15 protein-coding genes are annotated in these 13,311 nt (G+C 56.6%); 6 read left to right on the plus strand and 9 right to left on the minus strand.

The genetic code is table 11. The features are described from left to right. Position 1: 1 nt before the first annotated feature. From ACA058_RS10075 to ACA058_RS10090, 4 genes are all read left to right on the plus strand, one after another. Positions 2–1,801 carry an SGNH/GDSL hydrolase family protein gene (locus tag ACA058_RS10075; protein WP_497638942.1) on the plus strand — a complete coding sequence of 600 codons (1,800 nt, stop codon included), beginning with the start codon at positions 2–4 and terminating at the stop codon, positions 1,799–1,801. Positions 1,802–1,816: 15 nt separating this feature from the next. After that, on the plus strand, positions 1,817–2,560 hold the full coding sequence (locus ACA058_RS10080) for a hypothetical protein (protein WP_497638943.1): 744 nt from the start codon (positions 1,817–1,819) through the stop codon (positions 2,558–2,560). Between the two features lie 660 nt (positions 2,561–3,220). After that, positions 3,221–3,910: an acyltransferase gene (locus ACA058_RS10085; protein ID WP_497638944.1), complete on the plus strand. Its 690-nt coding sequence runs from the start codon at positions 3,221–3,223 to the stop codon at positions 3,908–3,910. 115 nt (positions 3,911–4,025) lie between these two features. Next, complete coding sequence (locus ACA058_RS10090; protein ID WP_497638945.1) at positions 4,026–4,637, plus strand: glycoside hydrolase family 19 protein; 612 nt, start codon at positions 4,026–4,028, stop codon at positions 4,635–4,637. 90 nt (positions 4,638–4,727) lie between these two features. Here ACA058_RS10090 and ACA058_RS10095 read toward each other — a convergent pair whose 3' ends face one another. Both ACA058_RS10095 and ACA058_RS10100 read right to left on the minus strand, forming a co-directional pair. Next, positions 4,728–5,507, minus strand: a complete 780-nt coding sequence (locus ACA058_RS10095; protein ID WP_497638946.1) for a capsular polysaccharide synthesis protein — start codon at positions 5,505–5,507, stop codon at positions 4,728–4,730. A 102-nt stretch (positions 5,508–5,609) separates the two neighbouring features. Beyond that, entirely contained in the window at positions 5,610–5,846 is a 237-nt protein-coding gene (locus tag ACA058_RS10100; protein WP_497638947.1) for a hypothetical protein, read from the minus strand. A gap of 318 nt (positions 5,847–6,164) precedes the next feature. Here ACA058_RS10100 and ACA058_RS10105 point away from each other — a divergent pair, with 318 nt between their 5' ends. Beyond that, positions 6,165–6,395, plus strand: coding sequence for a hypothetical protein (locus tag ACA058_RS10105; RefSeq protein WP_497639902.1), 231 nt, complete (start codon positions 6,165–6,167; stop codon positions 6,393–6,395). On the opposite strand, the gene ACA058_RS10110 is transcribed toward ACA058_RS10105, so the two are convergent. From ACA058_RS10110 to ACA058_RS10130, 5 genes are all read right to left on the minus strand, one after another. Next, positions 6,392–7,087 carry an SOS response-associated peptidase family protein gene (locus tag ACA058_RS10110; protein WP_497638948.1) on the minus strand — a complete coding sequence of 232 codons (696 nt, stop codon included), beginning with the start codon at positions 7,085–7,087 and terminating at the stop codon, positions 6,392–6,394. The two genes, ACA058_RS10105 and ACA058_RS10110, sit on opposite strands and share 4 nt — an antisense overlap. Before the next feature lie 2 nt (positions 7,088–7,089). Further along, positions 7,090–7,410 carry a hypothetical protein gene (locus ACA058_RS10115; protein ID WP_497638949.1) on the minus strand — a complete coding sequence of 107 codons (321 nt, stop codon included), beginning with the start codon at positions 7,408–7,410 and terminating at the stop codon, positions 7,090–7,092. 1,025 nt (positions 7,411–8,435) lie between these two features. Continuing rightward, the gene (locus ACA058_RS10120; protein WP_497638950.1) at positions 8,436–8,993 is read right to left on the minus strand and encodes a Smr/MutS family protein; all 558 of its coding nucleotides are present in this window, start codon (positions 8,991–8,993) and stop codon (positions 8,436–8,438) included. Positions 8,994–9,080: 87 nt separating this feature from the next. Beyond that, on the minus strand, positions 9,081–9,401 hold the full coding sequence (locus ACA058_RS10125) for a hypothetical protein (protein WP_492642412.1): 321 nt from the start codon (positions 9,399–9,401) through the stop codon (positions 9,081–9,083). A gap of 131 nt (positions 9,402–9,532) precedes the next feature. After that, complete coding sequence (locus tag ACA058_RS10130) at positions 9,533–10,123, minus strand: cysteine hydrolase family protein (RefSeq protein WP_274077669.1); 591 nt, start codon at positions 10,121–10,123, stop codon at positions 9,533–9,535. A gap of 239 nt (positions 10,124–10,362) precedes the next feature. On the opposite strand from ACA058_RS10130, the gene prmB reads away from it, so the two are divergent. Beyond that, positions 10,363–11,271, plus strand: a complete 909-nt coding sequence (gene prmB, locus ACA058_RS10135; protein WP_497638951.1) for a 50S ribosomal protein L3 N(5)-glutamine methyltransferase — start codon at positions 10,363–10,365, stop codon at positions 11,269–11,271. A gap of 129 nt (positions 11,272–11,400) precedes the next feature. Here the strand turns inward: prmB and ACA058_RS10140 are convergent, their stop codons facing one another. Together ACA058_RS10140 and ACA058_RS10145 are read right to left on the minus strand one after the other, a co-directional pair. Next, complete coding sequence (locus ACA058_RS10140; protein WP_497638953.1) at positions 11,401–12,192, minus strand: hypothetical protein; 792 nt, start codon at positions 12,190–12,192, stop codon at positions 11,401–11,403. A 93-nt stretch (positions 12,193–12,285) separates the two neighbouring features. Further along, the gene (locus ACA058_RS10145) at positions 12,286–13,284 is read right to left on the minus strand and encodes an alpha/beta hydrolase (protein ID WP_497638954.1); all 999 of its coding nucleotides are present in this window, start codon (positions 13,282–13,284) and stop codon (positions 12,286–12,288) included. Between the last annotated feature and the right edge of the window lie 27 nt (positions 13,285–13,311).

A 13,311-nucleotide genomic window follows, 5' to 3' on the forward strand; every position in this document is an offset into this window, starting at 1 on the left:
TATGAGCGGACCTTCGGATCTCGCCCGGCTGAGCGACACCATTGATAAAGCCAACGAACTGCTGCTGTCCGATCAAATCAAGATCATGGATGTGGGCGACGGGGTTATGCGCCCAACCAATGCCATGGTTATGGCGAACCTGGCGACCCAGCTAGGCGGCTCTATGCCTTACACCAGTGTGGCCCTTGGACTTGTTGGGACGGTAACTGGCACCAACTTCTCGGTATTAAGCGCGGCTAGCAACTTGTATGTCGACCTGTATCGAAATGAGGCCGGGGTTGCGGTCTTTGTTGACTCCTACCCGAACAAAGATGCGGTAGAAGCGGTCAATTCGATCGCTCAAGCCAACGCAGCTGCGGTGGCGAGCCTGAACAGACTGGTCCAGGACTTCCCGAGCACCGCAGCAGAGGTCGACATTCTGCTGATCACCGATCCGGAGGGCGGCAAGCTTGGCGGCATCACCACCAAACGCATCGTGACTCCCTCCATCGAAATCGTCTCGGAGGCTGGTCAGGCGGGGATTGGTGACAGCGAGGGCGCGGTCTCGTTTTTTGCTGCAGATGATGTAGCCGTCGTTGGCGAGCTCGAGCTTCAGCGGATCTCAACCTCCGGCATTTTCATTACCGACCAAGAAGGCGGGATTCTGGATTCCAGTGTCGTCGAGCCGGATCTGTCCTCGCCATTCCAGGGCGGCTTGCTCTTCTCGCCGCTGATCGTGACCAGCGACCTGCACAAAAGCCGCATTTACTCCCAGGGCCTGTACCGGCGCCGCGCCCGCGCCACTGAGGCGGTGCTCTCGGTCAGCAGTGACACAACAGCAGCCAATGAAACCGGCGATTACGTGGGTATTTCTGCCGCCGGATATGGGCCGGCAGCGACCCTAAACGTTCGACTGGCTGCCAACCCGAATATCCGAAAGTTCATGCCATTGATACTGAAGAATATTCCGGTGCAGACGCTGCCGAGCAGCCCGAAGATCCTTTTCATCGGCGACAGCATCGGCGATCGACAGGGCGCGATGTACCTGAAACAGTTCCTGGAAGAGCTGGGCTTTACTCCGCAGTTCATCGGCACCATCGAAACGTCGGCATCCACTACCGACGTGTGGGATATCACTGGCCCGCTGGGCGAGTGCCACGCCGGATGGAAGACCGGGGATTTCACCTACAGCAAAAACGATCGGGCGTTTGTCGTGTCGCCAGGTGGCGAGGCGGCCTATATGGCCTTGACCAAGGCAGCCCGCAGAGAGCGAAACCCGTTTCTGCGGGCGGCCACGGGCGGCGATGACGCGAGCGTGATTCGCAACGGCTACGTGTTCGATCCGGCGTTCTACCAGTCGCGGTTCGGCCTGCAGACCCCCGACATAGTCATCAATGCCCTGGGCACCAACGACGCCCTGGGCATTACCGACGGCAGCCTTTATGCCGAGGTCTACGAAAACGACCTGCTGATGCACAAGCAGATCAAAGCGGCATGGCCGAACGCGAAGATCATTCGGACCCTTCCAGCCTCGGCGTTCAGCACTGACGCCAACCTGATTTGGGAGACGGGCCGATCCGTGGTCATCAACGCCATGATCAAAGCAGCGCCTGTCGCAGCCAACCCCAAGCTGTCTGTCGCGCCGCTTTGGGCCATGACAAACCCGGAAGTCGGGTATGCCTACAGCCAGGCAACGCTGGATGCAGACGGCTTTTACACCGCCAACTGGGCGGACGCAGTACATCCGATCGGCTCTAGCCGCGTCGAACTATTCCAGTCGATGGCGCCTTATGTCGCCGCCGCCAGCCTTAACATCATTTGATCAGAGGATTATTCAATGGGCACTCGCATTACTTCTAACGACACTCTCGCGCCTTGGTACTCCAAGGTTGTCCCGCCTGTAACGCGCGGCCTGGAAGGGTGGTTTACCTTTGACACCGACATCAGCCGGTTCGGCCTGAACCGGGCGATCGGCAAACAAAATGGGTCCGTAATTGGTACCCCGGTCGCCTACGCCACGCACGGCCGCTTCAAGGGGAGCACGAACTTCATCCAGACTGCGATCAAGGATTCGGACGAGATTACGATGTTCGCGGTGGTCAAAGCCCTGGTCACGCCGACCTCGAACGCCGACGGTGTCGCGGCAATCTCGACTTACAACGGCACCTCGGTTACGCCGGCAGTTCCGGGCTCGTCTGGTGGCTCCAGCATCCTGCTGCGTGGTAGCTCGGTGGTGTCTGCCGGCATCGCTCGATCGCCTGGCGGCGTTTACCAGCTGGAGCTGGTGAACATTGTCGGCGGCGCTCCTACGGCCTGGCGCCTGCTCTGCGTGCGCGGCAAGTCAGGTTCCGCCTCCGAGGCGCGCGACATGACGTACAACGTCAGCAAGCTTGGCACCGACCTGACGACTCGCGTAGTCAACGACAAGCTGTTCAGGATCGGCAGCGCCACGACTGACTATTCGGGCGAGGCGGACATATCGGCCGCCGCGATTTATTCGGCATACCTGACTGACGATGAGATCAACCTGGTGGCTGGCGCCATGCGCAAACGCATGCTGCGCCTGGGTATCTCGGTCTGACCTGAAGCCCGCTCTGAACCGTCCGCGCCCTAGAGAAACTATGGCCGGAATTACACAGCAGCAGTAGCTTCTGTCCTGCGGTCGTATGCTGGAAGTGTTGGTTTCAGTGTTTAGCTGGCACAGCGCCGAGATGCGGCGCCCGCAGGCGCCAGTGAGGCTGGGAATGCTTATTATTATCGAGGGCCTGTATTTTCTTCTCGATCTTCGGCGGCTCTCAGGCGGCCGGACATCAACCCAGACAGAGTAAGTAGGCGTTTGCCATCAGCTTCCATGGCAGCTATTGGGGCGCGCAAGTCTTCTGCCGAAACCTCATATCCATTGTCTGCCAGCATCTGTTGCACCTCAGTGCGGGCTTCTGCCAGGTCGGCGATAGCATCTTCATGCGTGTATATAGTCGGAGTTCCTGTCGACGAATTTCGGTGATTTTCTATGCGCAATATTGTGCTGATCTTCTCGGAAAGCCGCAAAAGTGCTAAGGGTCTTATTAATTGCTTAGGAGGGGGTGTTTTCTCTGCAGCTATCTTGGCGTCATAAGCTATGGCATGACTCGGCGGGTCACCCTTTCTGACGCTTCCAATGCACTGGCAGTAGGATTTCGTTCTGATTATACTGCTAGCTCGAGCGTATTAAATTCCAGTAATTTGAGTTTTGGGGTGGGCCTTGAAAGTAGTTTTAACAAAGGTTGAGAATTATAAAGATGATAATGGGAATGAGATCTCCTCGGCCACTACTTTTAGCTCTGGAATAAAAGTTGTATTTTCCGGTAAAAACAATAAATTGGTTCTTCATCCAGAGTGCAAGCTTAAAAATGTTGTAATAGCTTTTGATTGCGATAATGGGTCGTGTGATATTGGCCGAAATAGTTACAGTGGAACTATTAGAGTAGGGCAAGATTGCACGGTGAAAATAGGCTCTGATGTTACATCTACCTCGCCTGGGTACATATCAACCGCTGAAGGGTCCTCTGTAATAATTGGCAATGATGTGATGATAGCGAGCACGGTTGAAATTCGATCGGATGACGGACATCCTATGTTTGATGTTGTCAGTCGCAAAAGAATAAATATGCCAAAAGATATAGTTATCCATGATCATGTTTGGCTCGGTGCGACCGCAATAGTTCTAGGTGGGACAGTACTTAAGGAAGGAAGTGTTGTCGGAATAGGCAGCATCGTAAAAGGGAAGTTTCCTAATAATTGTGTGGTTGCTGGCTCTCCGGCAAAAGTTGTACGTAAAAATATTGCTTGGGAAAGGCCGCACCTAACGCTGACACGCCCGTTTTATAAAGATGATCCTGATGCCATACCTCTGACAAACTATTGGAATCTTACGGCCGATGATTCGGAGTAGGGTTTATTTGAACTGATTACACTGCATTAGTAGTTGCCTCCAGCACCCGCTAATCATAATCGTTAACTTTTTGATAGCCCGCCAAGTGCGGGCTTTTTTAGGTCTGGAGAAAAGTATGCTCCTTACACATCAGCAATTGCTGCAGATCCTCCCGAACGCCGGCCAAGTTGCCGGCGTTTTTGGGTCTGCGCTGAATGAAGCGATGGCGCGCTTCAAGATCGATGGTCTGTTGCGCGTAGCGGCGTTTCTGGCGCAAGTCGGGCATGAGTCCAGCCAACTGCGCACGCTGGTCGAAAACCTAAACTACAGCGCCGATGGCTTAATCCGGACCTGGCCGAAGCGGTTCACCGTGCTGACGGCCACCGATGCAGCCCGCAAGCCGGAACAAATCGCGAACATCGTCTACGCCTCGCGCATGGGCAATGGGCCAGCCGTCACCGGTGACGGCTGGAAGTACCGCGGGCGCGGCCTGGTGCAAATCACGGGCTGGGTCAACTATCAGGCGTGCGGCTCAGCCCTGGGCTTGGACCTGCTGAATAAGCCTGAACTGCTTGAGCAGCCCGTGTATGCCGCGTTGTCCGCTGCCTGGTACTGGTCGAGCAATGGGTTGAATGAATTGGCGGACGCCGGGAAGTTCGAGGCGATCACTCAGCGAATCAACGGCGGCCAAAATGGCGCAGCTGACCGGCTGTCGATCTATCAGCGAGCGCTGACGGTTCTTGCATAGTTTGGGTTTGCAGTCGGCAGAAAGAGCATAGCAATAAACAGTTATGCTCTTGTTGCTTGACTCCCCAGGCAGGCAAGGGCGATATATGAGTTACTCTTCGACAAGGATGGCTTTCAGCATCCTAGAAAGAAGTCCTTTATGGTTGTAAACCTCTTCTGCTTTCGTCATCTGTTTGTAGTCTGGAGGTGTCCAAGAATTGTGCAGGGAAATAATCCCATACCTGGCTGCTTCAATTGCTTTGTTGGTATCGATGTTCATGTGTTCACTGAAGTATAAATTGTAGTAATCCGCTTTAGCTTGCCCTTCCTTCATTAGCGATGCTTCGAGAATATTTCCGTAATCTGAACGATCAACGATCAAGTAGTCGTCAAAGTAGCGCTTGTCGTTCATCAATGGCTCAAGTATGCCGTTGCCAAGGTACGCCCAGTTGTAGCCCTCAACGATATTCGCAATGCGCTCCTTGCAGGCGTTCATCCAGGCCGTAGCGATTGCATTGCCTGGGGATTGGCATTTGATCACTGCAACGTGCAAGCCTTTCAAATTCGGTTTGCCAAACGCAACAAACTTTCGAGGAGCGAGCGTGCCGAAGTCTTCGAAGAAGTCTTTGGTTACGATGGAGTCCATGTCGATGAACATTCCACCCCTAGTTGCCAGAACTGCAGCTGAAACCGCGTCGGACTGCATCGGAAGCGAGAAAGTTTTTAGTTTGTTCAGGTCGTAAATATCGCCAACAAACTCATCCCAGTTGGAGTGATTGATGACCACGATCTCGATGCCAGGAACGTTCTTTTTCCAGGTTTCCATGCACAGTTGCAGGTATGCAGGGGCTTGTCCCTTAGATTCCCAGAAGGTGTAGACAGTTTTGTTCATTTTGATCTCAACGAAATACAAACAGCATGGTGGGGCTGGACGGGGTCGCCGCAACCTACAATATGAGGCTTTGAGTGCGCCGTCCGATGGAATGATGAGCTATCAGGGGCGAGGGCCGGCGTTAGCTTCTTTATCTACAGCCGAGCGTAAGGAGTAGCGCAGCCGGCTAGCTTCCAGTGCAAGCCGCTTACCGTCTTCTTCCATGGTTTCCAGGGCGCTTAGCAGTTCGGATGGAGAGGGCGCATGGCCAAGTTCATGCCCTTTTTCAACGAGGCTCTGGCGAATCTTTGCGCAGGTCTCAGCCAGTGCGTCAATTGCTTCTTCGTGGGTAAGGATCATCATCAGTTCCGTGATTTATTTTAATCTCAGCGTTAAAGTGTATCGCATGCCTTAGAGCCAACTCCACCACCAGATAAGAGGCGCCGTTGGTCGCCAGCAGCCCACAGGCAGGTCGAGCTGTACAATGCTGTGTTTTTACACAGTATTGTTGCTCCATGTACTTCCTCCTCGTTCACCACCGCGAGAATGGAGTGGCCATCCCCTCCAGCCGCCTCCGGATGATCAAGCAACTGCGCGCCATCACGACTTCTTCAAGGAAGTTCTACGATGGACATATGCCGCTATCCTGTAGTCGATCGTTCAACTAAAGGTGGTGGAATGGAAGGCGTAGAGCTGAGCCCAAAGATTGAGCGCGAAGCCGACAAGCTTCTTGCTCAGATCGCCCAGGCGGATTCAATGATTGTTGCGGCGAAAGCAGGTGCACGAGCTGAGGGGTTCGTTCTTGGCTTGGAGTCGGCTCGAGCGTTGAGTGAAGCGACCATTGATCGGCTCTATGTCATCTTCGATGCCGCGACTGAAGAGCGGTTGAGATCGCTGTCCGCAACTTAGAACAAACCGGTTTCCTCGGCTGGCTTGATTAAATCAGGCCCCTGATTGCGCACATTGCCTATTGCCCGGTCCACCTTGAACCACTCGAACGCCTCGGTGTGCTCGCCTTGGTGCATCGCCATCTGTTCGGCGCGCTCCTTTGGCGTGGCCGGGTCGAGCCATTCTCGGGCCAGTTGTGGTGATAGCGTCACTGGCCGGCGGTCGTGAATATCGACCATTCCGCCAGCGCTGTCGGCGGTGATGATCACAAACCCGTCGTGCTCGCTGGGCTCATGCTTGGCGTTCGGATATTGGCCGATCGCTGCGCACAGGATTTGCGACCGGTCTCGACGGCGGATTAGGTACGGCTGCTTCTTCGGTCCGCCTTCGTCTACCCATTCAAACCAGTTGTTGATAGCGATGATGGCCCGGTGCGGCCAGATCGCGCGGAAGAAGGGGCCGTGGGCGACTTTCTCCACCCTGGCATTGATCGGTGCTGCGCGGTCCTTGGCCCAATGCGGGCGCCATCCCCAGCGCACCATGTCGGCGTGCAGGTATTCACCTTCCTGGTGAAAGATGGCGAGCTGGGTTGTCGGGGCGGCGTTGTACCGCTCGAACGGTTGGTCACCGGTGCTATTAACCAGTGGGTTGGGGATGCTGAGTGCCGCGACGAAGTCGTGGATGCCATCGTATTGGGAAAGTCGTCCGCACATGTTCACCTCCTCTGATTGCCCGCTTGCAACTCGCGAATGATCCTTTCTTTTTGATCCAGGACCAACGTCAGGCTTCGGATCTGGGAAAGCTGGTCGGTAGTTTCCGCTTCCAGGTTCGCCATCCATGCCCGCTTCTTTTGGAGTTCGGTCGACAGCTGGTCGTTCATTTCCACCAAGGTGGAAATATTTTCCTTTGCTGCCTGCAGCTGACGCTTTAGATCCTGGACGTCTTCCTCGAGCATGCTTGCGTAATGCTTGACGGTTTCCAGCCTGGTCGGGCTGCCGAGCCATTCGCTGGTGTCTTCGATTTCGTAGGGGTCCACGGCCGCGCCTTACTTATACTGTGTTTATATACAGTAAGCGAGGCGTGATATTTCTGCGAGAGGCAGGCGACGAGCGATTGCTAAGGTGATGGTATTCGATCGGCAGAACGCCGGGAGAGGGGTAAAAAGCTGTCTAAAACTACCTCGGACTTGCTCGGTTTCATTGGTCCGAAAGGCGCCTAAGTCAGACTAGAGTTTTAGACAATCAACAATGCATATCCTTGAAACACAAGCCCTCTAGGCTATTTCCGTAAGTACTGCTGCATCAGTGGGGTGCGGTGTTGGATTGTCGCTTGGCTGGACGCCGTCGATGACTGGGCCAATTTTTTCGGGGTAGGGCGGAGCAGTGTGAGAATTCTGAAAGAGGGCGAGTTAGTGCGACGAGGAGATTGGGTCTGGGCGGCCACGTCCGTGCACATGGCCTCCCTAGTCTTACAACACCGCCAAGACGACGGTAGCCAAAAGAGCCAGTGCAACAGCGGACACTGGATCCATGCCCATCAAGCCGAAGCCGATGGCCATGCTACCGAACGCACGAATGCGCTTGTGCAAAACTGCTGAACCAGCTTGATTAGATATACCCAAAGGTAATCCTCCCTTGCTGTTCTCCGAGTCTCTTAATGTGGCCGGCTAGGAGAGGTTCAGACTGTTGCTGTTTCTTTTGTGTTCACTGGACACAAAGGGTCAGCAGCCCAACCAGTACTAAGGCAGCAACAGTAAATGCTGATGCTGTCAAAATGACGTGCGGAGGATGCCTAGATTTCCCCCGCAATGCAAGCAGGTTGGCAGGAAAAAACGGACGTGTTCCTGTACCAATTTTTGTACCACTGACCGTGTAAAGCAGGTTAAAACCGGGTACTCCAAAGTAAGGAAGAGCCCGGTTTCATTGGCCCTGAGTACTTTGCCTTACCCCTTTAGAATCGCGGTGTAATTCTGTTCCAGGGACATGAAACTACCTGTGGGATTTTACGCAAAGGGCAAGGGTACGGTGGCGGACACGACGCTGCAAGCGCGGCGCATCAGGTTTACTCGTCGCGGCCTTCCATCATGATTCGTTTGAGCATCACATAAACGGCTCCGGCACCGCCATGTTTCGCCTGGCACGAGGTGAAGCCAAGTACCTGCGGATGCTGGCGCAGCCAGGTGTTGACGTGGCTTTTGATCATCGGCCGCTTGCCGTCCAGGCGCACGGCCTTGCCGTGTGTGACGCGTACGCAGCGGATTTCGAATTTGGTCGCTTCAGCCAGGAATGCCCAGAGGGTTTCCCGGGCTTTTTCCACGTTCATGCCGTGCAGGTCAAGGCTGCCTTCGAACGGAATCTGTCCGATCTTGAGCTTGCGCATCTGGCTTTCCTGCACGCCGTCGCGCGCCCACATCAGTTCGTCTTCCGGGCCGACGTCGATGACGAACTGATCGGACAGCCCGTCAACAGTGGTGGCATCGGTGCGCACGGTGGCGGCCTGGCGCAACTTGGCGATGTGCGCGCGGTCAGCCTTGGGTTTGCCGGTTTCGGCGCGATCGTGCTTTATCGGCTTGACGCCTTGGATCGCACTTTTGAACAGGGAAAAATCGTCGTCTTGCATGTCAGCCTCCGCGAAGGGCGGCCAGTTTACCCAACTCGAAGCGAATCGGGCGCGAGAAAACGCGCGGCATTGGGCTGCGACTTGCGCTTAGTCGTGTTTTTTCATCAAGTGTGGGGATATGTTCAGCGCGTTCGACTGGCGCGAGCGGCGGCGACAGCGGCGCCACAGCCATATGCCGAGGTATAGCACGAACAGGCCTATGACCAGGATCACTGCCGCACCCGCCCGGTTGGTGTTCAACTCGCCCAGGGCGGGAGCGTGGCCGAACAGGCTGGCGGCACCGGCCATCGCCAGCAGCACGCCGCAGGTCGCCAGCAAGGCAGCGAACGCTGCGCCGATTCGAAAACGCCAGTTGCTTTGGCCTTTTGGCCGCAAACGGCGAGCGTCAAAACCATCGGATAACTTCATTCCGACCTTCCTCAATGGGTATCGGCCCTTCGACCGGAAGTTGACCGGGATGTTCCTGAGGCTAAGACATTTACGGCATATGAGAGGCTTTTGCGGATGAGCGGCGACATGCACCGCTCATGAACCGCCGATCAGACCAGGTCGTTGGTCAGGGCGAGGGCGGCAAAGTTGTCTGCCATGATCGCCATTTCGGTCTGCTGGACATGCTCGGCGCTCAGGACGCCGCCTTTGTACGGCAGATCACGGGTAGCGCAGGCGTCTTCCACGAGGGTGCAGCGGAAACCCAGGTTCTTTGCCGCGCGCACGGTGGTACTGACACTGGAATGGCTCATGAAACCGCACACCACCAGATCCACCGAGCCCAGCTCTTCCAGACGCTTTTTCAGGTCCGTGCCATGGAATGCACTTGGCAGGATTTTCTCGATCTTGATTTCGCCGGCCAGCGGCTCCAGCCCTGGAATGAACTGGCCGCGCTCGCCGCGTGGGTCGAACAGCCCACCGACGGTGCCGAGATGGCTGACATGCACGATCGGCCGGCCGGCCGCACGGGCAGCAGTCACCAATTGCTTGATGTTCGCGACCGCCGCATCCATGCCGCTCAGGGCCAGGGGACCGCTGAGGTACTCTTTCTGGGCATCGATGATGATCAGGGTCGCATGACTCAGTTTGGCCGCCGCATAACCGCGGCCGCTGAGTTGAAACATCGTTTGTGGAACGGACATTCTGGGGCTCCTTCGAGTGGGGCTTTTGCGACATTGTCCTCTGGCTGAGCGCTTCTGTGAATCGCTACCATCGTAGGCACCGTCGTTATTGGCGTGTAGCGTTGTCAAGTATGGTGTTTTGTTCAATGGCCAGTGAAAAAACCAGAAGATTCCTACATTTGCCCCGGTATTTTTCCTGCGTCGTCGTGACACCGTTTGACTGGTAGAATCACCAGTCGATTTTTCTGGAGTTTACCGTCGTGATCACTTCCCGCCTTCGTACCCTGCGTGACCATATCCGTTGGGCCGTCAGCCGCTTCCATGGGGAGGATCTGTTTTTCGGCCATGGGACCGACAACGCCTGGGACGAAGCCCGTCAACTGGTGTTGGGTGCGCTGCACTTGCCGTGGGAAATCGCCGACAGTTATCTGGACTGCAATCTGGAAGAAGACGAACTGGCCCACCTGCAACACCTGCTCAAGCGCCGGATCGAAGAACGCGTGCCGACCGCTTACCTGCTGGGTGAAGCCTGGTTCTGTGGCATGTCGTTCATCGTCGATGAGCGCGTGCTGATCCCGCGCTCACCAATTGGCGAACTGATCGAAAACCGTTTCACGCCATGGCTGGGCACCGAGCCTGCGCGGATTCTCGACCTGTGCACCGGCTCCGGCTGCATCGGTATCGCCTGCGCCTACGAGTTCCAGAACGCTGAAGTGGTGCTGGCCGACCTGTCGTTCGAAGCGCTGGAGGTGGCGAACCAGAACATCGAGCGCCACGGCGTCGACGAGCGTGTCTACACGGTGCAGGGCGATGGTTTTGATGGGTTGCCTGGGCAGCGTTTCGATTTGATCGTGTCGAACCCGCCGTACGTTGATGCCGAGGATTTCGCCGACATGCCGGACGAATACCAGCACGAGCCGGAACTGGGCCTGGCCTGCGGCGATGACGGCTTGAACCTGGTGCGACGCATGCTTGCCGAGGCAGCGGATCACCTGACCGAGAAGGGCCTGCTGATTGTCGAGGTGGGTAACAGTCAAGTTCACGTCGAGGCGTTGTATCCGCAAGTCGATTTCGCCTGGCTGGACTTCGAGCGCGGCGGACATGGCGTGTTCATGTTGACGGCCGAGCAGTGCCGCGATCATCAGGCACTCTTCGCGTCCCGCGTCTGACTGAGGTGACTACTGTGGCGAGGGGATTTAGCGAAACGTCGCACCGCCCCGTTGGACTGCGCAGCAGTCCTTCTTTTTGGGGCCGCTTCGCAGCCCAGCGGGGATAAATCCCCTCGCCACAAAAAGCCCTCAGCGGTGCGTCGCAATCCAGATCAACAACCCCGCCTGAAACACCGCAAACGCCACCAGACACGTAATGGTGAACCGCAAACCGGCGTCTTCACGCTTGTATTTGCTGACCTTCTCTTCGTGTTTCTTGAGTTTGACTTCCTGCTCGGCCAGATTCTGCTCGGCTTGCTGGAGCATCTGCGCCGCCTCAATAATCTCCACGACCTGTACTTTCTCGGTGTTCCAGTCACCCGCCAAGTCGCTGACCCTGACCTCTTTGACGCTGCCTTTCAAATGCTGGGCATCTGCATAGACCACGTCGAAGCCGTGCACCCGCAAAAAGTGATCGCGGCGCAGGCGCGTGTCTTCCTTCAGCGCATCCTTGTTGTTGAGGTCGGTGCCGTCGACGGTGTAGCCAGGCCATCTCTTCTTCGCCCAGTTGATACCCTGGGCAGCCATGAAGCGGCCGATGCCGCGGTTCATCGGTTCGATTTGCAGGCCGCTGTCGGGTCCGAAATGTACGCGTTTTTCGGCGTGATCGACCCACACGTCCAGATGATTCTGTTCCTTGCGCACCCGCTGGCCGGGCAGGGTGATGCGCATGCGCATCAGGCTGCGAACCTTGTCGTTGCGCTCGGCATAACCAAACTCGACAAAGCGCAGGGGCCGACCACCGGTACTGCGATCGGTCTGCTGCGGCGCCAGACGGAGCATTCTGGGGTGCTCGACGTCGACGTCCGCCCATGGCAGCTCGACCGCTGGCGGTGCGTCTACTTCAGCGGTGGTGTCGGGTGAAGTCGGGGTATCGGTCATAACGGCGAGATCCTGTCCAAGCTCTACTTGCCGCCAGCCAGTGCGCTGGCGACAAAGGCTTATCGGCCGTTTTCCATAAGACTGGAGAGCAAATTAACTGGAGCGAAGTCCGTCAATAAATCCGAGGATGCGCGCACCCAGTTCCGCCGCCAGTGGCAAATTCGGATCTTTATAGGAGGCCAGCTGGCGTTTAACGTCGTTAGGCACGATACGCATGACGTGGTTCATGCCTTCGATCAGCGCCAGTTCGGCGTCCGGTTTGGCTGCCTTGAGCAACCGGGCGTCATTGACCCCTACCTGGATATCGTTGCTGCCCTGGATGATCAGCGCCGGCATTTTCAACTTTGCGAACGCCGCGGCAGGGTCCTGGCGAAACAGCGAAATCAGGTACGGCTGCACACTCGGACGGAAAATCACCTGCAATTGGGGCGGCACGTTGTCGTCGGTTTTTCCGGCCTTGAGGCTGTCGAGCAGCTCATTGCTGCGCAGCATCAGCGGGGGAGGCAGGCGATTGCCCAGTTGCTGGCGCAGGACCTGATCGATCGGCCGGGCGCTGCCGGACATGGAAATCACCGCCGCCGCATCGACGTTCGGCGCCGCGAGGCTGGCGATCAAGGCACCTTCGCTGTGGCCCAGCAGGATCAGCTGGCTGAAGCGCGGATCGGTCTTGAGTTTTCGGCCCCAGGCTTCGGTGTCGGCCACATAGGCCTCCACCGACAGATTGCGTTCGTCAGGGGTGGCCGCCAGGCTCGCCGCCACGCCGCGCTTGTCGTAGCGCACGCTGGCAATGTTGTGTTTGGCCAGCACCCAGGCCAGGCGTTTGAGGCTGTCATTGCGCCCTCCCTCGGGGTTGTTCCCGTCACGATCCGTAGGGCCGGAGCCGGAAATGATCAGGACAACCGGCACCGGCGTGTCGGATTTAGGCAGCAGCAACGAGCCGAAAAGCTCGCCGGTGTCGGTGTCCAGGGTGATCGGCCGCTGCAGGACAGTGGCCTGGGCGAAGCCGGAAATCAGGGTAAGGCTCAAGGCTAGAACTCGCAGCATTGTCACGCCATCATCATCAAGGTGCCGGTTGGACTCACAGTCACCCATAAGGTTCGAGGATGAACTACTTGGATA

It is taken from the genome of Pseudomonas sp. LBUM1649 (assembly GCF_059716155.1).